The sequence below is a fragment of the Planctopirus limnophila DSM 3776 genome (assembly GCF_000092105.1).
GTDB lineage: Bacteria > Planctomycetota > Planctomycetia > Planctomycetales > Planctomycetaceae > Planctopirus > Planctopirus limnophila.
Window position 1 is genome coordinate 1,647,802 of record NC_014148.1, and the last position, 23,876, is coordinate 1,671,677.

Consider the following 23,876-nt stretch of genomic DNA (forward strand, 5'->3'; position numbering starts at 1 on the left):
TCGCTGCAATCACCAGCATCATCAGCTCTTGTGCTCGTGATATGATCGATCCAAAGCTCTGTTTTAAAAACGCTGGCTGACTGAGGTTGAGTTTGACGATGGGAGAATTTCTGATGTTCAGTGCAATCCTCGCCGGAGCATGTTGACCACACTCCCTGAGGCAGTTTACGCTCATTGCTGGTCAGTTTGCACAGAGGATTGGGTTGATCGCGGACCGTTTTTTCCAGTTATTCCCGGTATGACTGGAAGTCTGAGAAAGGTGTGGGTCACTGACTCTTCCACTGGTAAGGAAGTTTTGCCAGTCGAGGGGACATTGCCGATCATTATTCACAGGCGGCTGTGGAGTTTGTGCCGGGTCGATCTCGTTTGTTTCTTATTTCGATGAACCGTGATCGAGTCAGTCATATTGACGGATTTCGATCACGAAGCCGATAGAGGCGTGCTCATGCATACAGTTGGTAAAGTGCTGATCTGGCTGGTGGTGCTGGCTGCAGGTGCGGGAACCGTCTTGACTGCCAAGCTGATTCAAGTGCGTAACAGCCACACTCGCAAGGCCGAAAAACTCGATGCGGACTTTGCCCGCGTTTCAAATCAACTCGGTAAGGCCGAGGCCGAACTGAATTCACTCAAGGCCGAGCTTGCACGGGAATTGCTCAATTGGGATCGTGCTCCGCTGCAGGGCGATACTTCTGTTATTGATCCTCGTCAGGGGCGGATTACCGTCAATCTCGGTCGGGCGAACGGCCTTAAAGACAAACAATGGCTCTATGGTTTTGAACTCAATGCCAATGGACAACCTGTCTATCGAGGGGCTTTTGAGATTGCCCAGCTGGGTGATAACCAGACGGCACTCGTGCCGACCTTCCGTCTGCGTGCGGAAGATATCGCCAGCCTCAAAAGTGGTAACTGGCGTTGGCGTACGCTGATTCCTGCAGCATTTCCCGCCCGCCACAGCGATCTCCAGCTCCAACTCGTCAAGAACGACGAACTCCTGGTCGATCGCACGGCGAATGTCACTGAGCAGCAGAAACTCCTGAAAGAAGCCACCGCACAACTGATGAGACGAAGAGAAGAAATCATCGGTGGCCCCAGCCTGCCCAAAGAAGATTTCCGACCCACAGAAGAAAAGGCCGGTCTAGTCGCAGCACTTCAGGAAGTGGAAGAAATGCGCAATCAACTCCTCATCGATGTCGATCAGCTTCGCCAGCAATTGCGGCAGGTTTCGAGCGAGCTGGGCAAAACTCAGGAAGAGAACGTCTCTCTTGTGAAACGATTGCCCAGTGCAGCCAAGGAAACTGCCAGCCGACAGCCCTGATTTCTCCTCGTCATTTCACGGATGGATACCCATGACCTCTGTTCCACTGCGAGTGGTCTATGTGGGGAGTTTTGATCCCCTGACGCTGGGGCATCTGGATATCATTCGACGGGGGGCCTCGCTCTTTGCACATCTGACTGTGGGGATCGGCGTCAATCCTGATAAACGACCTCTCTTCTCACCAGAGGAGCGGCTGGAGATCACCCGCCAGGTTGTGGCTGACCTCCCGAATGTTTCCGTCGAATGCTTCTCCGGCCTGACCATTGATTTCGCCCGCAGCTCTCAGGCGAATGCCATTTTACGCGGGATTCGTTCCCTTTCAGATATTGAGTCCGAGTTCACGATGGGGCTCGCCAATAAAGTGCTGGCACCACAACTCGAGACAATCTTTTTCATGGCTGGTGAGCGGTATGCTCACATTTCGAGTTCGTTGATCAAGCAGATTGCACTGCTGGGGAATAGCAATTCTGCCAATCGACTCTCTGAGTTTGTTCCCGAAGCTGTGATTCAACCACTTCTGGAAAAAGTCCATCAGGTGGCCAGCCAGCGAAAGTGACCATCTTATTGGTGACTGTCAGCTGTTGGCACCAGATTCCCTGCTCTCGACGCGTGTCTGCAAGCCTCGACCTCGCTATAACCAAAGAGTCGTTTATTGGCTCTGCAATTCATTGGTATCGACTTCAGCGAGGCAAAAATGGTTCGTGTCCCTTCGACCATGCTCCCTTTGGGAACAGTTGCTCCCGGTTTTTCACTGCCAAATATCGATGGCACAATCGTTGAAAAAAGTGCTTTTGCCAGCGGTGCACCTCTGCTGGTGATGTTCATCTGCAATCACTGTCCGTTCGTGAAGCATCTGCGAAGTGGACTGGCTCAACTCGGACGTGATTACCAGAAAACAGCACTCAAAATTGTGGCCATCAGTTCCAACGACGTCGTGGCCTATCCGCAGGATGATCTCGCAGCCATGACACGCGAAGCAGCCGAAGCGGGCTACACCTTTCCTTGTCTACTCGATGAGAGTCAGGAAGTGGCCAAAGCTTACCGGGCGGCGTGTACGCCAGACTTTTTCCTGTTTGATGCAGCCCACCGGCTGGTCTACCGGGGCCAGTTTGATGCCTCACGACCCGGGAATGAAATCCCCGTCACAGGGAGCGATCTGCGGGCAGCGATCGACTCGGTTCTCAAAGGTCAAAGCCCTGCAGCAGAACAGACACCATCGATTGGCTGTAACATCAAGTGGAAACCAGGCAACAATCCTGATTACTTCCCCGGCTGATCTTCCACTTGATCTGTTGGCGTACCCAACCGAGCGGGCTATCAAATGGGTGGCACGCCTCGGAGGTTCTGCGAAAAGGCGTGATCTTTGATCCCCGCCTAAGTAGTGTATGTCTTCAATAGGCGCTGAACTTCGAACAAACAGGCTGGCCTATGGCGGAAATCATTCCACTTCATCGCGACCATTCGAGGTTGTTTCATCAGAATCGCTACGTCTATCCGGTTGTTTCCAGACGAAGCGGTGGCATTTCCGTCGGGATTAATCTCAATCCGGATAAGGTCTGCAACTTCGATTGCATCTATTGTCAGGTCGATCGGCGAAGTGAAGCCGAGACGAATTTTGTCGGTACTGAACAACTTCTGGCCGAACTCGATGAAGTGATTGAACTGGTGACTAGCGGCAGGCTCTGGGACGATGAAAAATTCGGAGCCACCCCTCAGGCGTTTCGTCGCTTCAATGACATAGCCTTTTCCGGTGATGGAGAACCCACCACGTTTCGAAACTTCGACTTGATTGTGAATGAAGTTGCTCAAAGGAAGATGAATGCCGGGGTCGACCAGGTAAAGATGGTCTTGATCACCAATGCCAGTATGTTCCATCGACCAGCCTGCCAGCGCGGGCTGGTGGTGCTGATGGCTCATCAGGGAGAGATCTGGGCCAAGCTCGATGCCGGGACTGAAGAGTATTACCACCTGATTGAACGAACTCGCATTCCCTTGGCGAGAATTCTGGAGAACATTCTCGATGTCTCGCTGCGCTGGCCTGTCGTGATCCAGGCCCTCTTTATGAATGTGGCTGGTGTGCCTCCGACAGACGCCGAAATCTCCGCCTGGCTGGGCCGCTTAAAAGACATTCTTTCCGCAGGTGGCCAGATTTCTCTGGTCCAGGTTTACACAGTCGCACGACCACCTGCCGAAGCGATTGTCACACCGCTCTCAGATGCCGAGGTTGATCACATTGTGAAGCGTTTGCAGCAGGAAACATCGCTGACCGCTCAAGGATATTACGGTTCCCGCACGTCATCCTGATTGCTCTGGGGAAACAGGGTGGATTGCCCCGGGCAAATTGTGCATTCTCATAGGGAAGGTCGTCAACGACTTTTCTTCGGCGGGTGGCTGGGGTTGAGTCTTCGAACCCCCAGCAGTCTTCGGCACCAACTGGGGGTTCGCGAAGACGCTCAACCCCAGCCACCCCATACCAAGGAGCGTAGTTTGTTATTGGAATCCGTCTGAGACGGCGGCAAGCCGATTGTCGCTTTGATTCGATCTGTGCCATGCTTGCCGCTTTGGGCAATCAGGCTTTCTCAATTTTTAACACGCCTTTTCAAGCTGTTTTTCGTATCAGTATTGCACAACGTTCCGCAGGGATTGCAAAGGATGTTTCAATGCCGCTGACAACTGTCTTTCATGCCAGTCTGTATGGCACGATCTGTCTGGCGGGCTTTATTCTGGGCCGAGCTGAGGGCAACTTTATCCCTTATCTCACGATTCTTGTGGCCATGGTCGGCTACATGCTGACTGAGCATTACAAAAAATGGATGGTCACTGTTCCTGTCGCCAATGCTTTGGGGCTTGTGGCCTTTCTCGTCGCAGCTATTGAATTCACTGTGGGTGACCGTGAAGGAAAGCTTCTGGCTGGTGCGCATCTGGTGGTTTATCTGAACTGGATTGTGCTGCTGCAAAAGAAAACCAATCGACAATACTGGGCTATGGCGGCACTGAGTTTATTGCAGGTGGCTGTCGCCTCCGTTCTGACGAACGACAGTTGGTATGGTGGCATGCTCGTCCTTTATTCCGTAGTGGCGATGTGGTCGCTGGCGATCTTTTCGCTGCATCAGGCCAATCAGCAATTTGAATCCGGACGACGCGAACCGGTGTCTCGATCTCCGATGGCAGGTTCTTCGATCGCCATGACGACCGCTTCCGTGATTATGCCCAGTGAAACCTGGAGCACTATTCGTCACGATGGTTCGGCAAGGTGGGTCACGCCGCGTTTCATCCTGGGCGTCATGACCATTGCCGGCATGTCGCTCATGCTCAGTGGCGTGTTCTTTACGCTTGTGCCGCGAGTGTGGATTGGCCCGCGTTTATCATTAGGTGATGAAGCCGATGGTCCGGTGGGCAGTCTGGGCCGCAATACCATGACAGGCTTCACGTCTCAGGTGAAACTGGGCTCACTGGGCGAAATTCTGGAAAATTCAACACCGGTGCTTCAGGTCAGGTTGTTCGATTCCGAAACAGATCGGGAAATCGATGTCAATCAGTATTGTGAGCGACTTGGTTATGCCGAGCCTCTCTTTCGAGGCATTGTGCTGAGCCGTTACGAATCGAGCCAATGGCTGGCCGATGTGGTCTTTTCTTCACAAGATCCATTACCACGCATTCTCGCGGAGCCGGCAGTGCGCCAGGAGTATGTTCTGGAGCCAGTCGGGACAGATCTGCTCTTTGTCATTGGCGATGTGAGGGCTTGCGATCTTGATGGTTCCGAACGCCGTCGGGTTGTGAAGCATACCACAACCTCTGTGCTGACACGCGATAGCGTGGGACGTTCGGGAAGTGCGGAACGGATTGGCTATACTGCGTACTCGGCACCAATGCCGGCTGTTGTGCAGCCCTTTGCCATCATGCCGGTTTCCTCCAGGCTCTGGCAGGAATATCTCTCGCGCAATTATCTGGAAGACCTGCTGATCCTCAATGATGATGTCGCGGCGATTCGGCCGATTGTCGAGCGCATTCTTGAAGAAAAAACCCGACAGGTGGGCAGCAAACTGACTCCTGTACAACAGGCAGTCGCGCTCGAATCGTGGCTGCGCGACAGTGGGAATTTCAAGTATACGCTCAAACAGGCGCGTGTGGATCTGACGGTTGATCCCGTGATCGATTTTCTCATCAACCGCAAGGAAGGGCATTGTGAATACTTCAATACAGCCCTCGCACTCATGCTGCGGGCTGCCGGAATTCCCTCACGTTTAGTGAGTGGATTCAAAGGAGGAGATACGAATCCTTTGAATGGCCGATTTGAAGTCCAGCAGCGGCATGCTCATGTCTGGGTGGAGGCATTTCTAACTGAGCCTAATGGCAAGTTCTTCTGGGGCACCTTTGATGCCACGCCTGTCGCAGAGCGGAATACAGAACTGGAAACCATCGGTGGCAAAATGACTTTCTGGCAGGCCATGTCGAGTGAGATTTCCATGTTCTGGTCTCGCTATGTGGTGAATGTCACTCTGAATGATCAGGAGCAGGGGGTCTACGGCCCGCTGCGCGATTGGGTGGCATCGCTGGGTGGTCAGTTAAAGGATCGCACCGGTGGCATTCAGAGCCTCCTGTACGGCCTCTTCTCGATTCTGGCGTCACCCAAAGAGTGGCTCACTGTCAGTGGTATGTTGAGGTTGCTGATTATTCTCGTCTTGTTCACGGGCCTGTTGTATGTCCTCAGATACGGCATCAAACTTTCACTGAAGGGGTTCTCGAAGTATTCCCAGAAGCGAAAAGTTGAACGCAAGGTTGTCGAGTTTTACGAGCGATTCCAGAAAGTCATCGCTCAGGCTGGCTTTAAGCGGGATGAAGCTCAGACCCAGAGAGAATTTGCACTGCAGGTGACTCACAAACTTTCGCACCGACTCCACGACGAATCTGTGTTGAAACTCCCTGAAGAACTGACCGAGTTGTTTTATAAAGTCCGCTTCGGGGATGATATCGTTGATGCCGCGACGGCTCAGTCATTAGATGACCGGCTGGATCGTCTTGAGAGCCTGCTCGATACCAACCGGCAGCGTCAACATGCTTCTAAGGTTTAGTTGGAACTCTGGTGACAATCGACGATGAGTGTTCAGCCTAGATGTCCTTGAGTGCGCCATTGATCAATCCGAGGTAGATCGAAAAGACGCGGAAGATCAGGACGATGATCATGATGGCCACAGCTGCCCAGATGGCTGAACTGAAGGCCATCGTCAATTGAGCGAGGCTGCGTCTGGCATCATCATCCAGTTGGGGAGCCATTCTCTCCAGCACTTCGGGAACAGTTCCCGAAGATTCACCGACGCGAATCATTTCCAGATAATCCGTGGGAAAATACCCCGTGGCCTGCAGGGCATCCGATAATTCCTCGCCCGACATAACCATTGCGTTGATTTCTGGTGCCGTCGCAGCGAAAGCGGCATTACCACTGGCTTTGAGACTGGCCGAAATACTTGGGCCAATCATCATGCCCGAATTCTGAGTAATGGCAAACGCCCAGGAGAAACGAGACAAAGCAAACGATCTCAGGCAATGGCCCACGACAGGGATCGTCAGCAGTAATCGGTCAAAGGCCCCTCTTTGTCCCATGCGATTGATCATCTCCCAGCCAATACAACCGGCCACCAGCAGCATGGCCCAACCACTCAGCCATGCCACTGCGCCGGTTGTTCCCGTCAATCCCACACCCAGAACATCCAGTGGTGATGAGCCGGTTACCTGAGCTACGATCCCCAGAACGACAATCAGAATGGCCACAATCAGTATGGCAGCGACGGCCTGCAGGACAGGCCAGGTGATGGCGGCTATAAAGGTGCGCCGCATTTGCACCTGATGATCGAAATGCCCAGCCAGTGATGTCAAAACTTCGGGAAGATTCCCCGTCTGTTCACCCACACTGACCATATCCACCAGCAGAGCCGGAAATGTGGAACCTTCAGCGATCAAGGCTTCGGATAATCCATTGCCAGACCGCACTTCCTGAATCAATCGTTGAGTGACAGGCCCGAAGCGTTGATCGCCTGCCCGCTTGCCGGCAAGTTCCAAGGCTCGAATCAGAGCCACACCCGAGTGCAGGAGTGTACTGAGTGATCTGCACCAGATGGCGACGATATTCAGTGGCATTTGTTTTCCGAAGATCATCTCGTTCGGTATCCCTGCGGGTTACGCCATCGATGGAAATTCACTTTTCCGGTGAACTCTCTGACCGGCACTTGCGGACATGCACTTACACCCCCACAATCTTACCTGAGTCCAGGACTCTTTTAACAAACCGCTCTAAGAAAACTCTCAGTTAAATCTCAGTGAGGAGGAAACCCGTGCTGCCGAAGTCTTTTACGAACCCAGTGGTTTCAGTGATTGCCGGTCGTTTGCTGCAGAGCACGATGGTGTTGGGCTGCATCATCGGAGTTTCTACCTTCGCTACAGCAGAAAGTCCGATTCCCATTGCCAACGTCGCTCCCGTCAGCGATCTCAATGCGGAAGCAGAAGCTCTGATTGCTGCTGTTGGTAAAACTTTGGAATCGGAAGAAACTTACAAGAAGGATGCCAAAGTCTGGAAGCAGGGGGCCAGCCTGTTAGCGGTCGTCTCGCAGGCGATTGTCGAACATCCCGAGGCCAGCTCACTGAAGTCGGCAGCACCTTCCATTCGTCAGGGGGCCATACAAGTTGCTCGCAGCAAAACACTGGCTGAAGCTCAAGCGGGCCAGAAGATGATTTCAGAAGCTGTCGCTGGTCGCTTTGCTGCCGACGCGAAGCCTGAGGCCGATTGGGCTAAGCTCACCAAAATGCACCCCTCGATGGAAGAAATGAACTCGCGAGCTGCCGCCGTCCGCCGATCTCTCAAGAGACTCCGTAAACCCGAGGAAGAGGCCCGCGATGCCACTGCTCTTGCATTACTGGCTGTGGCCACTTATGCAGATACCCACGAAGTGAAAAACGCAGCCGACAAACCTTACTGGCAGGAATTGGCTGGAAATTTCCAGAAGGAAATGACTGAGACTGCGACCGCCATGCGATCAAAAGATCTCGAAAAAGCCAAAACAGTCTTCGCTGAAGGGATGAAACGCTGCGAAGCCTGTCATGAGAAGTTCCACAACGAATAGTCGTCTTCAAGCAAGAGTTGGAGCCACTTATCGAGCCTCGTTCTTCGAGTTGTCTGTGGTTACGATTGGCAGGGTCTTTCGATACGGATTTCAATATTCCGCTACGCTTCTTGGCTGGGGTTGAGTCTTCGAACCCCCAGTTCGTGCCGAAAATCGCTGGGGGTTCGAAGACTCAACCCCAGCCACCCGCCGCGCAATTGTTTATTGGAATTCCTATGAGCCGGGTAGCGATCATTACGCCACCCGGCTTTGATGAGCGGACATCCCAATTTCATCGCAAGCGGAAGAGTCTCGATAAAGCATCGAGCAAGCCATTGGGCGAGCCACCCTTCGATTCGTCACGTAAGGCTTCCAGCGGCGGGTGCAACAGCTTATTCACAATTCGCGCGACCGTACGTTCAATGGCATCTCGGTCTTCGGCAGGCAGATGCGAAAGTTTTGAAAACAGCTTCTGCAATTCCTGCTGGCTGATCGAATGCCAGTCATCGCGCAGGCGTTTAACGATCGCACCGCCCGCCCGGCTGTAAAACTCACTCATGAACCGCTGAGTTTCTTCCTCGATAATGCGGTTCGCTTTTTCAACTTCGGCCTGACGCAGCTTGCGGTTGCGGTCACAGGTTTTCTGCAGGCTGTCAATGTCATACAGATAAACATCATCGAGCGAAGCGATCTTCACGTCAAAATCTCTGGGAGCACCCAGGTCAATGATAAACACAGGCTTGTAGCGGTTCTGCTTTCTGCGAGCCAATTCAAAACGAGCCATCGTCACCACAGGTTCATCCGCACCAGTGGTACTCACAATCACGTCGGCTTTCCCCAGCCATTCGTCCAGTTGCTGCCAGTCGGCAACTTGTCCTCGGTACTTCTCTGCCAAACGCTCGGCACGATCTCGGCTGCGATTGACGACAATGACCTGCTGCACACCTTCATCCGCCAGGTATCGGAGTGTCTCCTCCGCCATCTCGCCGGCACCGATCACCACGACGATTTTGTCGGCAAACGTATCGAAAATGCTCTTCCCGAATTCTCCAACAGCGACACTGGCAATCGATACCCGACCATTGGAAAGTCTGGTCTCTGTCCGCACCCGATTGGATGTGCGGATCGCACCTTGAAACAGAGCATGCGTCAAAGCACCGCAACTGCCGTTTTCGTCTGCTTTACGATAAGCATCTTTCACCTGAGCCACGATTTGCGGCTCACCAAGCACCATGCTGTCCAGGCTCGACACGACCTGAAACAAATGCTGCACCGCCTCTGGGCCAGTATGTTCCGTCAGTTCCTCGGAAAACTCTTCCAGAGGAACATGATGAAACTCGGAGAGAAACGAAGCCAGATTCTGCCTGACGACGGCAGGATCTTCTTCAGTGTTCGCTGCATAGACTTCCACACGATTACAGGTCGAAAGGAACACGACTTCTGATGTCGGGAAGCGCTCGTGGAACTCCTGATAAGCCCGCTGGATATCTTCGGCACTGGAAAAAGCGAGTCTTTCACGAATTGCCAATCCTGAGGATTGATGATTGCAGGAGACGACATGGAGGTTCATTTCTGCCCCTCCTCGTTTGAAGACTTTATGGGAAGAGTTACTGCTTTAGGAGCCTCTTTGGCAGGTTTTGCTCCATGCACTGAACTCACACCGGCAGCCGATGTCAGCACCTGCAATCCGACATAAGCCAGCAGTAACAGCCCCGATGACCACGCCGTGGCCACAGCCACCTTCCGGCCCGGTGTGCGTGTTCGAGAGAGTTGCCATGTCAGCAAGCCGCAAATCAATGCCCAGCCGATCGTGCCGCCGAGAACCACAGGGTCGATCCATACATTTTCGGAGGTCCAGTTCGTGAGGATGATGCCTGAAAGGACTCCCACACTTAAAAGTGGAACGGCTGTCGAAATCGCCCATAAGTTGAGTCGCGCCAGTTGTTCGAGGCTTGGTAAGCTCAAACTGCGTTTGGCAATGGCCCCCTGTTTGAGGCGTTCATTCTGCCACAAAAAGAGCAGGCTGATGACAAATCCGACGAGGACTGCTGCTGTCCCTAGTACTAGCGAACTGGCATGCAGCATGGCCCACGATCTTAAAGGATCCCAACTCCGGGCCGATGTCTCTGGAAGCAGCCATGAGGTGGCCACGAGTCCAATAATCAACGGAAACGAAATGATCCCGACAGCCAGTTGCGAATCGACAATTGTCAGGACCAGATATAGCACCATCAGCAGCCAGGCCAGAACCAGCAGCCAGTCATGTGAGGAACTGAGTAAGGGCGGCAAGTTCTCAGCACTGGCTCTTGCCAGCAGATACAGGGTATGAGCCAGGAGCCCGGCAGTCGCGAAGCCCAGAGTCAGTGTTCGTGCCAACCAGCCCTGGCCACGTAATCGTGTCAACTCAAAGCCAAAGGCCACGAGATAGCTGGCAAAGATGCAGAAAACACTCACATTGAGCATGGCGAGCCTGGATCACATCCTGCAAATGTTGAGTATCCTGATTTTATCCAAAACCGATCGATATCCAGCAGATCCTCAACCAATTGGCATGTTCTCAGAGGGATAGAGACTGCCTCGAACCACAGGTGGAATCTTCTAGACGCTTTTCGCTGGTGCTGGGGCAGGGGTGCCTTGCATACGTCCAAAAATCATACGGCCGGCACTGTTCTGCAGCACACTGGTCACCACGACTTCAATTTCGCGGTTCAGATGAACTGCCCCCTGTTCGCAGATCACCATCGTGCCATCATCAAGATATCCCACGCCCTGCCCGTAAGCTTCACCTTCACGGATGATCTTGATTCGCAACTGCTCGCCTGGGAGGTATCTGGGTCTTAATGCATTCGCGACATCATTGAGATTAATGACATCCACACCTTGAACACTGGCAACTTTATTCAGATTAAAGTCGTTGGTCAGCACACGGCCACCACGCTGTTTGGCCAGTCCGACAATTCTCTGGTCGACTGTCAAACCTTCGGGATTCTTTTCTTTCACCTCTTCGACACGAATGTCGACCTTTGAGTTCTGCTGTAGACGGGTCAGCACATCCAGACCGCGACGCCCGCGTGTGCGTCGCAATTTGTCATTGCTGTCGGCAATCTCCTGAAGTTCTTCCAGGACAAAGCTCGGGACAATCATCTCTGTGTCGAATAACTTTGTTTCTGCCAGATCGGCAATGCGGCCATCGATCAGCGAACTGGTATCCACCACCAGAGGCCGGCCCCCTTTGATCTCCTTCACAAACTCGACATAAGGAATCACGAAGCGGAAATCGTTGCGCGTCTGCAACAGCAGCGAAATACAGACATAGGGCAGCACAATCAGTCCCAAGCCAATCACGGCACTTTTCACATATGGCAACAGGCTGAGTGGTTCGAGTGCCACCGAAAGGAGATAGCACAGGAGGACACCAATCAAAAGTCCGAAGTAAATCGAAGAAATCAGATCCAACCGTTTGCGGGGGATCAGTAAGTCAGCCAGCGTAAAGGCCTGCGTAAAGAGCATCAGCCCCACAAACCAGACGAATGGATAATCTCCGATAAACGCCGGAGGATTGCTGGAGGGTGCCACGAAGGATGCAATGGCTCCCGCGCAGATGACCGCGTACAGAATTCGAATAATGATCAGCAGCATAGCTTTGGTATCGTCAAAGGATGAAATTCGTCAGGGATGCCATACGGTGAATACAACGATCGATGATGGCCAGGTATGCTGACCAGAATCGTCTCCGACAGTCCTTATCTCCATCAGGGGATGGATCGCTTCGTCAAAGACAATCTCATCATCTTTCTGCACCTAATGGTATTTCGGTTGACTACGGTTTGCCAGTCGTGGGGTGTCGATGCCTGAATTCTACCGCAATTCGTGGCCTCTGAATCGCTAGAATCAAACTTATGCGGTCCTCGGACTTCAGGAACAGAAACGAACCCGGTAATCTCTGCGTATTGTGCATTTGTGAAGATGGAATCTGGCTAGATTACAACGTCTGCCAGGCAGGAAAGAGCCACCACCTCCTGCCACCGAACGAGGACCTGTTTGCGGTTGACTCGAATTCCCAACCGCCTGGTTTCAATCACATATAACTCTCGGCTCGATTTCGAGTCTCGCAGATCGTGAACATCAGCATCGGCTAATGTCGCAAAAACGCCGTTCACACTCACCAGGCGACCGGCAATCACATAATTGGCCACAGTGTCGAGGACGACATTTTCACCCAGCATGTGTGAAAGTTCACCCTTGGTCAGCATCGTTGCATCAAGTTCAGCCATCAGGTTCTCTTTATGTCGTCCGTCAAAATGAACGGAAGGAAGCGAGATATTGGATTTTACTTCTGTTGAGAAAACGTGTTGCTTCGGAATTTTACATTTTTATTCGCCAACTCGACCAGTAGTTTTCAGGTGGCCATCATCCACCTCTGGTGAGATAAATTTCTTGGATGACCGTGCCGTCGATCAAACCTCGGCTATCCCGAAGGCTCATTTCGTCTGGTTTGATCTTGGTGTTTCGGGTATGACCAAAGAGGTAAATCAGTCTTCGAATCCAACTGGCGGCAGCAATGAGAGCTCACATGCCAATCAAATTCTCCAGGGAATGGTCGCTCTTTGTTGTCCTGTGCTGCATGTGGTCTCAGGTCGCTTGCGATCACTCGACGGCTCACTCACGAGATCGAGTCTTGCCTGTCGAAAAGGCCGAGGTTGTGGCCGCTTTTCCACACGATCCAGAAGCCTTCAGCCAGGGGTTGGTGGTCGAGGGCGGTACTCTCTACGAAAGTACGGGCCTGTTTGGAAGTTCTTCGTTGCGGATTGTGGATCTGGAAACCGGGAAAGTTCAAAAGATTGTTCGCTTGAACGATCAGTATTTCGGTGAGGGGCTCACCAAACGGGGTGACCAACTGATTCAGATCACGTGGAAGAATCGCGAAGCCTTTGTGTTTGACGCAGCAACTTTGGAATACAAATCGACGATCCGCTATGCGGGTGAAGGGTGGGGTCTCACTCGCTGGGGCGAACATCTGGTCATGAGTGATGGTTCATCTGTACTCAAGGTTTTAGAACCAGAGACCTTTCGAGTATTAAAAAAAATCTCGGTCCGCGCGGATGGTCGAGCGGTCTCCGATCTCAATGAACTCGAGACTGTGGGAAACGAAATCTGGGCCAATGTCTGGCATCGCGATCTCATCCTGAGAATTGATCCTCGAACAGGAGAGGGGATTGGCTGGATCGATCTGAGCCATCTGTTTCCTTCCAATCGTCGTCCTCATCAGGAGGCAGTTCTAAATGGAATCGCTTATGATCCAGTGAAAGGCCGGTTGTTTGTCACCGGGAAAAACTGGCCTCAATTGTTTGAGATTCGAGTCGACTCACTCCCGGAACCAGCCGCCAAAAAGCCCTGAGCCAGTGATATGGCTGGTTGTTGATATGGGATCAGGTTCTCCCGTTTTTTGCAGGATTTGCGTTCGTTATGACAGAGTCTTTATTGCCTCCATCTGATGTGTCGAAGTCGATTCAGGAACTCATGGCGACTCGCCGGACAATTGGTGCGTTTTTGCCTGAAGCCAACGGGCTTCAGGATGCTCTGCTCGAAGCGGTTGAAGCCGCCCGCTGGGCTCCGAACCACCGGCGGACAGAACCATGGCTGTTTGTCAATCTGGGGCCTGAGACGATCGAAAAAGTTCTGACCTTGAACGATCAGATTCTCACAGCCAGTAAAGGGGCCGAATTTGCTGCCACGAAGCGAAAACAGTGGGCTGAAATCCCCGGCTGGCTGGTGGTCGGTTGTAAAGTCTCGGACAACCCGGAAATTGCCGAAGAAGATTATGCAGCCTGTGCCTGTGCAATACAGAATCTCACGTTAAGTCTGTGGTCACGAGGCATTGCCAGCAAATGGTCCACAGGCGACATCACAAAGCGAGCGGACTTCGCCACGATTTGTGGTCTCAATCCAGAAAACGACCGCATCGTGGGCCTGATTTGGTACGGCTATCCCGCCAAAGTTCCACCTGGCAGCCGTCAGCGTACTGCTGATCAGATTCTCACCAGACTTCCTTGAAGCACTGTTTTCATTGCTTTTAGGGTAGCAGTAAATGCAGGAAGCAAACCATAAATGGTCTGCTTCCTGGTGATAGTCGTTATGTAAAGACTTAACTGTTGGCGATTAGTATTCGCCGACCACTTCACCGCCTGCGCGAGTATTGATGGCTTTAAACAGACCCAGATCGACGTTTTCGGTCAGGAATCGCACGCGACCATCTCCGAAGAGAAAGTGAGCCCCGCCCACATGCGGGCTGCTAAAATCGTCCAGGTGAGTTGAAGGATGGTTCGGCGTGTGATCGGCCAGACCCAACACGCGGGCAATCGCTTCGGCCCCTTCAGGAATCACGGCTCCCCAGGTGCTGAACCACTGCTCGTCAGGCTCTGAGGGATCTGGAAGCAAGTCAGTTTTATGTTCGCCCACCAGTACCGTATTGCTGAGTCCATCGCTGACATCACGGAAGCGAACATTGCTGTTGTGCCAGAACATCCCATTGCCACGAATCTGATGATCTGGCCCGTTATCTTCGATGTCATCTTCCCATGAGTAGTTTGTATATCCTTGAACTGAATTTCCAAAGGCTCCGACATAGTTGGCATTTGCCAGAGTTGCCAATGGGGTAGCGCCAGTCGCTTCATCGAAAATCTGCCACGTTTGTGGCCCACTATCCGATGGACAGCGGAAGGCTGGCAGAATCGTACGCAGCAGAGTTTGGTTGTTGTTGCCTGCAGTACTCATGCATGAGTCAGAAAAGTTGATACGGTTATAAAGTGGTGTCTGATCCAGCATTGGAAGAATCATCGTTCCCCACGAGAACCCAGAGACACCATCTTCGGCATGTGGCTGCCGAGTGGCTGCATCCACTCCAATCCAGCCCGGTGGCAGAACACCGTGTGTGTCATGATAGTTGTGCAGTGCCAATCCCAATTGCTTGAGATTGTTGACACACTGTGATCGCCGGGCCGCTTCACGAGCCTGCTGAACTGCTGGCAATAAAAGAGCGATCAAAATGGCAATAATCGCAATCACCACCAGCAGTTCGATCAGTGTAAATCCTTTGCGGGTATGATGTTTTGCAGGACAAATCTTCGATAAACCTGGAGCATTTATCGTGAACATGGGCTGACTCTCAGTGGGTAATGAAAATGATGAAAACAAATCCCGTGATAACATTAGCCTACCATGCAACACACTTAATGCAATAGGCTTGCAAGAGGTTTCTGAAAGCAAAAGCAACTTTAGTGTTCGTACGATTGAAGAGGTGTTGAAGTGTTGGCTGGTACTGGGTGAGATGGGTTATTGGCTGATTCGAGTCCATCACTTAGGGGCTACGCACGATGAAATCAGACTGTGTGGTAGATCTTTGCAAGATTCCTGTGAAAGATTGGTAAGCCCATCGTCTGACAACCGTGAAAAGGTCCCAGCGGATGAACGTCTCCTTTCCATCGCATCGGCAAGAACTTCTCGATCAGCAGTTCGAGCGTCTGGCCAAACTTGTCGGTCGACTGGAGCACAACGCCTTCTGGCAACCCAGGCTCAAATCAGCGGAGTGGACATCAGACAAACTTTCGTCCATCCCTCCGACTGCGGAAAACTTGCGAGCCCTGCTGGATCGGCTGCCAATCGTTCGCAAAGCCGAGCTGGTGGCAGATCAGTTACAAAACCCACCTTACGGCACCAATCTTTCGTTTCCTCTTTCAGACTACGCGAGGTTACATCAGACCTCCGGCACGACCACCGGGAAGCCTTTACGCTGGCTCGACACGCCGGAATCATGGGGCTGGATCATGTCGTGCTGGAAGCAGATCTATGCACTTATGGGGCTGCGAGCGACAGATCGCCTGATATTCCCCTTTTCTTTTGGCCCGTTTCTCGGTTTTTGGGCAGGCTTCGAAGGGGCTGCACAGATGGGAAATCTTTGTCTGGCTGCTGGCGGTATGAGCAGTGAAGCTCGTCTGAAACTCATCGATGAAAATCAGATCACGATTCTCGCCTGTACTCCCACCTATGCACTCCGGTTAGCCGAGGTGGCCAGGCAGCAGGGGATCGACCTGACAAAGTCATCTGTTCGCGCGATTCTCGTGGCTGGTGAACCCGGTGGAAATATCCCAGCGACCCGACAACTGATCGAAACCACCTGGAATGCCAGGGTTTTTGATCATTGGGGCATGACTGAGGTGGGCCCGCTGGCCATGGAAACCGAACATGATCCCGGCTCGTTATCTGTGCTTGAGACAGAATGCATCGTTGAAATCCTCAATCCTGAGACTCATCGTGCCGTCGCAGAAGGAGAATCCGGAGAACTGGTCATCACGAATCTGGGGCGAGTCGGCTCACCACTGCTTCGTTACGCCACAGGTGATATCGTGACACCATCCTGGCAGCGGGTCGCAGGCGATCCCCCTTTTGTCAGGCTCATGGGTGGAATCCAGGGCCGCACAGACGATATGTGGATTATCCGTGGCAACAACGTCTTCCCCTCGAGTCTGGAAGCAATCATTCGCTCGATACCGGAAGTGGAGGAATTCCAGCTTCGTGTTCATTCTCACCGGCAGATGCAGGAAGTGAGTATACGGATCGAATGCCGGCGCGGTCTCAGTGAGGCAGCATGTCAGAGTTGCGCCATGAAAATTCGCCAGCAGATCAAAGAGCGGCATCACTTCGAAGCCAGCATCGAACTTGTCGAACCGGGAGTTCTGCCACGTTTCGAGATGAAGGCCAAACGAATCATAACTGAATAAATTCAGATAGCTGAATTATCGATTTGCATCTGTGTAAAACGAACTCAAACGAAATGAACTGCCGGGCCCCGACTTGAATTCAAGAATCAGACGGTTCGCCCCTTCGCCGTAAATCCAGTGTTCAATCGGCCCGCTGCCTAGAATCAGCCGTGTTCGTCGAGGCGGAGCACCCAGGAGGCTCTTGGCCTGTTCCATTGTCATGCCGTTCGCCAATTCACCAGGAGCCTTCGCTGAAGTGGTTGCGGGTGAATTGGCTGTTGAGAGTTCTCTCGTCCAGCGATTTCCACTGAGCCGATAACCTAGTCCTTCAAATGCTTCACGAAGGGTTTTGTCCTCAGGAAATTTGAGCCAGCCGTTTTGCAGGATGGCAATCGTACCTTGTTCATCGTTGTAGATTGCGCGGTGATTTTCAGCCATGCGGACGACACCTGCACCACCTTGCGGGATGGAGAGTTCCGCTCGATGTTCCATCCATGCCCGGCGAGCTTGAGTGGCAACGTCGGCTTTTTTCCGCGCTTCGAGATCCTTGGTAAACGCCAGGAGTTCTTCGCGAGTCATCGTCTTGAGCCGTGCCATTCGAAATGCATCATAGCGGTCGAGGAAACTCTGGCTTTCATTTGCCCTTTCCGGAAGACGGATCCGCCATTCTTCTGCCAGCTCAACGCCATTCCTGCCATCAGACAACAAGCGTGCCTGAATTTCTGCTGCTGTCGCAGCAATCATCAACTGGCGATGCCATAGTTTTCGGTTTGCATCATCGGCTGCAGCATAATCATTAAGAACCTCGGCTTTCTGCAGATCAACCGGAATCCATTTCGCTAAGGGAGTCTCTGCACCGGAAAACTTGCGACTGATCTGCATAACGGTGCTGGCCAGTGCTGCCGGATCTGGCTGTCCATCGCGGATCATGGTCGTGACCTGGAGCCACATGCCTTCGAATTGCAATTCCATCGCGAAGCGTTCATCGAGCTTCAATTCGCGGGCTTTTCTGGCCAAACTCTCCAGGGCTTCGGGGGTTCGCGGGTTGAGAATTCGAGCTTCTGTCTGCAACCCCCGCATGCGGGCACTGTCGGCCAATACCTTAAGCTCGCTATCAGCAAAAAAAGTGGCTCGGTTCTCAGCCCAGTCAGCCAGTTCATACCACGGCTGTGCTTCGCCGGCACGAATCTCTCCGGCTCGAATGCGATACTTTTCCCCATCGCCCGCAACCACGCTGACTTTGGAAACATCAAACAGAAGTTTGTCCGTGTTTTTCTCTTTGCGGACTGTCCCTCGCACAACCACACTCTTACCACTTGAAACCTGCCGGGCATCTTCCTCTTTGAGAACGAATGGCATCGCGCATCGAGCCAGTCGCATCGAATTTTTCGATAGCGAGGTGATTCTGCCTTCGATCGTTACCGGAACATCGACCAGGCTATCCCAGCGATCTTTCAGATCATTGAAATGCTGGGTAGACCAGGCTTCTTCACTCGCTTCGACTTGGCATGTCGTGACGAGGCAAAACAATGCCAGCGTAAACATGATGGACAGTCGAGCAGCCTGTAACGATCCAATCAATCCCGCCATGGTACGTCTGGCCTTCATGAAATGAGCGATTCTCATGGCGATGACTCCTTCTTACCGGAGTTGTTCTCGCCAGCTTGATCAGCTCCGGGAGCCGTTTGTCCGGTGCTCTTGAAGCCCATCGCTGCCATCTGACGCTCAAGAATCTCCTGAGTTTCTTTTTTCAGATCTGGATCAATGGAATCGAGTCCCAGCGTCTGCAGCACTTCCTCATGTGCCCACAGTGAAAACGTATCGCCTCTGAGTCGAATACGCAGTTCAGGCCGATCTGCGGGAACTTCAATCTCCTGTATCTGCCCAGCCACAATCATTCGCTGCGATTCATCACCATTGGGAAAACTCGATCTCATCCGATCCGGATTGAGCAGCACAATCGTTTTTCGGCCGGCAACCTGCAACGGGAGATCAAATTTCCAGCCGTTTGTCTCAGGCTCAGACCGGTCACGCTCTGCGGAACTGTCGAAAATTAGCCACTTGCCGGCATAGTTTCGACGGACACTATCCTTGAGTTCTCTTGAAAACTGCGGCCCGCGAAGGTCTGGCAATCCCTCCTCAAACGGGATCTCCACCAGATTTGCTGCAGCTCTGGCCTCGGCAGCATATTGCCGCACCATTCGCGATGTGTCTGTTTGAATTCCCAATAAGTTGAGTGCTGTGACGGCATCTGTCAGTTGGCGATTGGCTTCCGGGAAATTCCCTTCTTTGAGAGCTTTGATCCCGGCTTCAGTGGCCACATCAACTCGCAATTTGGCGGAGGCAATGGCCGACTGTCTCCAGAGCACCAGTCCCGTCAGTACCAGAACGACTGCTGTCGCACTCACGATTGAGTGCCAGATGCGCCAGGACGATTTCAGCTGATGGAGGCGTTTTCCCCAACTGGCAATCAACTTTTCGACAGCCGAAGGTTCGGGTGGTGCTGCATCCTGAGGTAAGGTGATCGGCACTGGAAGCGGCTTCACCTTCCGGCCAATCGCTTTGGCACCTTTCACGATGGGGGCTTCACCAGCGGTCGAAGCCATTAGGGCTTCGTTCAGTTCCGGATCATCGCCTGAGTTTTGCGAACTCTCCGGCTGGGCTTTCGAAAGAGTCTTTGTTATCGCCACCGGTGGATAGACGTTTGCCGGGAGGACAAAGACCTTCTGGCCGCATTGCACACAAGGGATGAACTGATGCGAAGAGGAACGTTCCCCCGTAATTGTGTTGCCACATCCACAGGCAATTTCAAAGGGTACCGCGACCGGTGGAACCGATTGAGCAGATTTCGAAGATTGGCTGAACCAGCCTGCCATAGACTCACACTCTTAAAAGGCTGAGTTGCCCAGTTTGCGTTCCACCTGTTGAGTCGCCATGTCATCCATTCATTGAGTGCATTATTAGGCGACCAAGTCCGTGGTTCAATGGCCGATCTGTGAATCGTCAAAATCGGAACAACCGGAAAAGTCATTCTCGCTGAAACTGGAAATGTTGCTTACAGGCAACATGACGCGCGCAGCGAGACATCCAGAAGCTATAGGGCTCATGGTGGGTTGTATTGCGCATACTTCCCAGCGGTTCTTGATTGAGGAGTTCCAGAGTGACGACATTGATGGCCCCGATCGCATTTCAACCTCGTGAAACGGAAACTGTTGGCGCATTTGTGCTCGTGCCAACATTAGGTGGGGCACCATGGATTCTTCGTCGAGGGCGACATGTGCTGGGCAGCGGGTCAGAAGCCACCTTGCAGCTATCGAGTGAAGGGATCAGTGCTCAGCATTGCCTGCTGATTGTGGGGCCCTCATCGGCTATTGTGAAAGCCTGGGATTCCCGAACCTGGATCAATGATGGGCCCGTCCGGGAAGCAACACTCAAGCCGAATGATCGGCTCACCATCGGGCCATGGACATTCCGCTTTCGATTGGCCACGGCTGATGAACTCCTCCAGTTTGTACCCGAAAATTCTGGGTCCAACGTAACAGCAGCCAATCCATCGGTCGTTAGCGACGTAACAGCAGCTTTACCTGTCATCGCAGTGCCAGAAGTCTCTTTGCCAATCACAGAATCAAAACTCACTGCGGGAATTGCCAGCTCTTCCCCTTCCAGTCTGTCGATTTCCGACAATCGGCTGGAGAAAGATCTCGCGAGCGATGTCACTCAGTCCGCAGAAATTTCAGCTCCAGTCGAACAAAAACCAGAGTCAGCACTCGCTGATCGGGAAGTGATCAAGCAGGAATTGCAGCGCACGCTGGCCTCCGTTATGGAACAGAGGTTGCACCTTGAACAAGCGGCCCTCGATCAAACCCGTACGCTGGCTGTAGAAAATAGCCGTCTCGTTGAGCAACGTACCGAACTGGAGCGATTGCGCACTCAACTTGTCCGAAGGGAGACCGAGTTTTCGTTGCGAATGCAGGCCATTGAGACGACAGAGTCTGCCCAGCAGACCTTGCGTAAAGAACTTGAAAGAACTCAGATCAAGCTGCTGCAGCGGCAAGTCGAACTGGCTGAAGCGGAACAAGGTTTTCAAAAGCAAGTCGAAGAAAAATCAGCCTCGCTGCAGCAACTCGAGCGGAACCTTCTGCAAAGCCAGGCCGAACATGCTCAGGCAGTCGAGAGTCTGGCAATCCAGAAACAGGCATTGACTGATTTTGAGCTGCAACTGGCACAGCGCGAGGCCGAACTTCGCGATGACGAAGCGATCTGGCAGGTGAAGTTTGCGGCACAGAAAAGCGAAGCGGAATCGATCGAAAAGCAGCTTGCCGACATGGAGTCACGCAGTGAAGCGTTAGCACTCCTGGAGCAGTCGTTGAGCCGCCGGGAGGCGGAAGTCGCATCCAAAGACTCTGAACTGTCACAGTTGAAAGCCGCTTTTGTCCAGCAGGAAGAAGAGCTTCAGCGTGCCCGGCATGAAGTGGATTTACAGCGGTCAACACTCTCGCACGATCTGGCACAATTGGCCATTCAACAAAGTGAACAGGCAGCTCGAGAAGCAGCGATCGACGAGTGTCATCAGGCTTTAGATCTTCGTGAGCGGGCGTTAGTCAACGAGAAAAACCGCATTGAACAAATTGCTGAAGCCGCCAGAATTTCGCTTCAGGAAGAGCAGGCCCGACAGGAAGAGACCTGGAGTCGCTGGGATGAATCGATGAGAAAGGCGACAGCCGATCTCCGCTCGCAAATGGAAGCCCTCGAACAGGAGCGGGCTTCACTCGAATCCATGGCCTCTGGCCCTCAGATGACGCCAGAAACCTTGAGTTCTCCGTTCTCAGAACCTGAATCCGTAGAGGAACTGGCTGTTGATGCGGTCGATGAAAATTTCGATACCCAGGCTGAAAATCACCCTGCGATCGTCGCATCGACTTTGGAGCCCATAACAGATATTCCTGCGTCCGAGCAGGCTGCCGCTGCCTTGGAGACCATCGCAGCAGCAGTTGAAGCTCTCTCAATCTCGGATGAACCTGCCGAGCGTGCAGATACGGAAGAGGCACAATCTCATTCAAAGATTGAGAACCCTGCCATTGATCATACTGAGATTAGTGGCCATACAGCCGAGCCTGCCTTGGCGGAAGACACTCTTGTTGATCACTCTGAAATTGTTCCAGAGAACTTGATTATCGAACCGAACGCCCTGATCGAGAGTGATACCGAGACGATCATGCCTGGTACTGTCGATTGGCTGCCGGTGACACCCGGTGAGTCGTATGTTCCTGAAATCGATCATTCAGAAACCATCTCCACGCCGGTCGACCCGGCCGCAGCTTTGGAAGTTGCCGCTTCACAGGAATTCTCGCCTGTTGGTGATTTGAGTCCTTTGGAGCCTTATCACCCGACAGATGAGTTTACTCCGGTTGGTCACTCCTCGGGTTTGCATGAATCTTTGGATGGCAATTTCGAAGCAGAAGATCAGGCGGACAGTTTGCCTGCGTTTGATATCTCCAGTATCAACCCCTGGGCCAATGAAGTCTTGGCTGATGCGTCGCATCTTGAAGAACCCGCTGAGTCGACCTTTGGAGAACCTCTAGCCAGTCGCCGCTTGTGGAATGAGCCCGATGACGAAATCCCGGCAGCGAAACCTGCGAGCCTCACCTCGTTGAGCCATCTGGAGAGATCCAGTCTTCAGCAGACCGGTCATACGACAAATGACCATTTGACGAACGATTCTGCCGCGTCAGATCCGGCACTCAGTCTTCGGGCAGAACTGGCTCAACTCTTTGGAATCCAGGATCTGGGTGCCAGTCGATCGTCAGTGGAAGAGTCTGAATCGCAGGAAGCAGAGCTTGCGAGCCACGACGACTCAGCCGCTGGATATCCAGCACCTGTCCATACCCATGATCAACCAGACTCGACGGCTGCCCATGCAGAAGTCTCAGCCGCGTCTTATTCCGAACCAGTTTTGGATGCAGAGATACAGGAACCAGAAACACGCAATTTCTCAGCAGATTCATCGGCTACGCCCAATGAGTCGATGGACACTGCGGATACCTATTCGGCCAGTTCCGTAAGTCGCGAGTCAACTCAGAACGACGCCACGCAGACCGCAGATGAAGAAGAAGATTCGGTCGCTTCGTACATGGCCAGATTGCTGGGACGTTATGGACAGAAGGCCGATGCACTTGCCAAAACAAGCCGATCAGTGGAATCTTCAGCCTTATCACAGGCAAGTCACAAACCTGTGCAGGAAGTCGCGACAATAGCTCCGGAAGTCCCCGTTACCTGGAGTGAAGAACCCCGGCACAAAGTCGATAAAGACGAATTCCGTGCTCATCTGGAATCGATGCGGCAAGTCGCCAATGTCTCTGCACGGACGGCCGTCAAGAGCAGTCATTGGAAACGTTCACGCATGCAGGTGCTGGTGAAAGGGATGCTCGCTGCAGGGGCACTGGCCACAGGAAGTGTGCTGCTCCTGGGTAAATTTGCCAATGGCCAGCCACAACTGATGCAGGGTCTGGTGGTGACTGTCGTCGGGATCTACCTGTTGCTGGAAACCATCAAGGGAGTTCGTCGAGTCCAGACTTCGGCTCAATTACAACTCGCTCTGGCTCATTCCGCAGAACTTGAAGGCCGTAGCGCTGTGCAAGAAGCCCGCCAGGAGTAGCCATCGAAAAGGGTGAGCCGCTGGTGGGAATCCATTCCAGCGACTCTCCCACTGAT

At 52.8% G+C, this 23,876-nt stretch carries 19 protein-coding genes; 11 read left to right on the forward strand and 8 right to left on the reverse strand.

All coding sequences use genetic code 11. The features are described from left to right. The first annotated feature begins 445 nt into the window (after window positions 1–445). From PLIM_RS06660 to PLIM_RS06680, 5 genes are all read left to right on the forward strand, one after another. Window positions 446–1,315 carry a hypothetical protein gene (locus PLIM_RS06660; protein WP_013109554.1) on the forward strand — a complete coding sequence of 290 codons (870 nt, stop codon included), beginning with the start codon at window positions 446–448 and terminating at the stop codon, window positions 1,313–1,315. A 31-nt stretch (window positions 1,316–1,346) separates the two neighbouring features. Then, window positions 1,347–1,871, forward strand: a complete 525-nt coding sequence (coaD, locus tag PLIM_RS06665; protein WP_013109555.1) for a pantetheine-phosphate adenylyltransferase — start codon at window positions 1,347–1,349, stop codon at window positions 1,869–1,871. 138 nt (window positions 1,872–2,009) lie between these two features. Next, entirely contained in the window at window positions 2,010–2,591 is a 582-nt protein-coding gene (locus PLIM_RS06670; RefSeq protein ID WP_013109556.1) for a thioredoxin family protein, read from the forward strand. Between the two features lie 152 nt (window positions 2,592–2,743). Beyond that, window positions 2,744–3,619, forward strand: a complete 876-nt coding sequence (locus PLIM_RS06675; RefSeq protein WP_013109557.1) for a radical SAM protein — start codon at window positions 2,744–2,746, stop codon at window positions 3,617–3,619. Between the two features lie 356 nt (window positions 3,620–3,975). After that, window positions 3,976–6,387: a transglutaminase TgpA family protein gene (locus PLIM_RS06680; RefSeq protein ID WP_013109558.1), complete on the forward strand. Its 2,412-nt coding sequence runs from the start codon at window positions 3,976–3,978 to the stop codon at window positions 6,385–6,387. Window positions 6,388–6,424: 37 nt separating this feature from the next. Here PLIM_RS06680 and PLIM_RS06685 read toward each other — a convergent pair whose 3' ends face one another. Beyond that, window positions 6,425–7,450 carry a type II secretion system F family protein gene (locus PLIM_RS06685; RefSeq protein WP_230849418.1) on the reverse strand — a complete coding sequence of 342 codons (1,026 nt, stop codon included), beginning with the start codon at window positions 7,448–7,450 and terminating at the stop codon, window positions 6,425–6,427. A 194-nt stretch (window positions 7,451–7,644) separates the two neighbouring features. Between PLIM_RS06685 and PLIM_RS06690 the strand changes: the two genes are divergently transcribed. Then, on the forward strand, window positions 7,645–8,430 hold the full coding sequence (locus PLIM_RS06690) for a cytochrome c (RefSeq protein ID WP_013109560.1): 786 nt from the start codon (window positions 7,645–7,647) through the stop codon (window positions 8,428–8,430). A 271-nt stretch (window positions 8,431–8,701) separates the two neighbouring features. Here the strand turns inward: PLIM_RS06690 and hemA are convergent, their stop codons facing one another. From hemA to PLIM_RS06705, 3 genes are all read right to left on the reverse strand, one after another. Continuing rightward, window positions 8,702–9,979 (reverse strand): glutamyl-tRNA reductase, encoded by a 1,278-nt coding sequence (gene hemA / locus PLIM_RS06695; protein WP_013109561.1) that lies wholly within the window; start codon window positions 9,977–9,979, stop codon window positions 8,702–8,704. Beyond that, on the reverse strand, window positions 9,976–10,872 hold the full coding sequence (gene ccsA, locus PLIM_RS06700; RefSeq protein ID WP_013109562.1) for a cytochrome c biogenesis protein CcsA: 897 nt from the start codon (window positions 10,870–10,872) through the stop codon (window positions 9,976–9,978). The genes hemA and ccsA overlap by 4 nt, the downstream gene beginning before the upstream one ends. 135 nt (window positions 10,873–11,007) lie before the next feature. Then, a complete protein-coding gene (locus PLIM_RS06705) occupies window positions 11,008–12,048 on the reverse strand; it encodes a PIN/TRAM domain-containing protein (RefSeq protein WP_013109563.1) in 1,041 nt (346 codons plus the stop codon). 75 nt (window positions 12,049–12,123) lie between these two features. Here PLIM_RS06705 and PLIM_RS24360 point away from each other — a divergent pair, with 75 nt between their 5' ends. Further along, window positions 12,124–12,264: a hypothetical protein gene (locus PLIM_RS24360; RefSeq protein WP_155523242.1), complete on the forward strand. Its 141-nt coding sequence runs from the start codon at window positions 12,124–12,126 to the stop codon at window positions 12,262–12,264. A 122-nt stretch (window positions 12,265–12,386) separates the two neighbouring features. Here the strand turns inward: PLIM_RS24360 and PLIM_RS06710 are convergent, their stop codons facing one another. Beyond that, window positions 12,387–12,683 (reverse strand): hypothetical protein, encoded by a 297-nt coding sequence (locus PLIM_RS06710; RefSeq protein ID WP_013109564.1) that lies wholly within the window; start codon window positions 12,681–12,683, stop codon window positions 12,387–12,389. A 299-nt stretch (window positions 12,684–12,982) separates the two neighbouring features. Here PLIM_RS06710 and PLIM_RS06715 point away from each other — a divergent pair, with 299 nt between their 5' ends. Continuing rightward, the gene (locus PLIM_RS06715; RefSeq protein WP_013109565.1) at window positions 12,983–13,807 is read left to right on the forward strand and encodes a glutaminyl-peptide cyclotransferase; all 825 of its coding nucleotides are present in this window, start codon (window positions 12,983–12,985) and stop codon (window positions 13,805–13,807) included. Window positions 13,808–13,875: 68 nt separating this feature from the next. Beyond that, entirely contained in the window at window positions 13,876–14,463 is a 588-nt protein-coding gene (locus PLIM_RS06720) for a nitroreductase family protein (protein WP_013109566.1), read from the forward strand. Window positions 14,464–14,568: 105 nt separating this feature from the next. On the opposite strand, the gene PLIM_RS06725 is transcribed toward PLIM_RS06720, so the two are convergent. After that, the gene (locus tag PLIM_RS06725) at window positions 14,569–15,564 is read right to left on the reverse strand and encodes a DUF1559 domain-containing protein (RefSeq protein WP_013109567.1); all 996 of its coding nucleotides are present in this window, start codon (window positions 15,562–15,564) and stop codon (window positions 14,569–14,571) included. A 308-nt stretch (window positions 15,565–15,872) separates the two neighbouring features. Here PLIM_RS06725 and PLIM_RS06730 point away from each other — a divergent pair, with 308 nt between their 5' ends. Then, window positions 15,873–17,186: a phenylacetate--CoA ligase family protein gene (locus PLIM_RS06730; protein WP_013109568.1), complete on the forward strand. Its 1,314-nt coding sequence runs from the start codon at window positions 15,873–15,875 to the stop codon at window positions 17,184–17,186. A 15-nt stretch (window positions 17,187–17,201) separates the two neighbouring features. Here the strand turns inward: PLIM_RS06730 and PLIM_RS06735 are convergent, their stop codons facing one another. Further along, window positions 17,202–18,791 carry an OB-fold nucleic acid binding domain-containing protein gene (locus tag PLIM_RS06735; protein ID WP_013109569.1) on the reverse strand — a complete coding sequence of 530 codons (1,590 nt, stop codon included), beginning with the start codon at window positions 18,789–18,791 and terminating at the stop codon, window positions 17,202–17,204. Then, complete coding sequence (locus PLIM_RS06740; protein ID WP_013109570.1) at window positions 18,788–20,041, reverse strand: hypothetical protein; 1,254 nt, start codon at window positions 20,039–20,041, stop codon at window positions 18,788–18,790. The genes PLIM_RS06735 and PLIM_RS06740 overlap by 4 nt, the downstream gene beginning before the upstream one ends. A 284-nt stretch (window positions 20,042–20,325) precedes the next feature. On the opposite strand from PLIM_RS06740, the gene PLIM_RS06745 reads away from it, so the two are divergent. Continuing rightward, window positions 20,326–23,820, forward strand: coding sequence for an FHA domain-containing protein (locus tag PLIM_RS06745; protein WP_013109571.1), 3,495 nt, complete (start codon window positions 20,326–20,328; stop codon window positions 23,818–23,820). Window positions 23,821–23,876 lie beyond the last annotated feature (56 nt).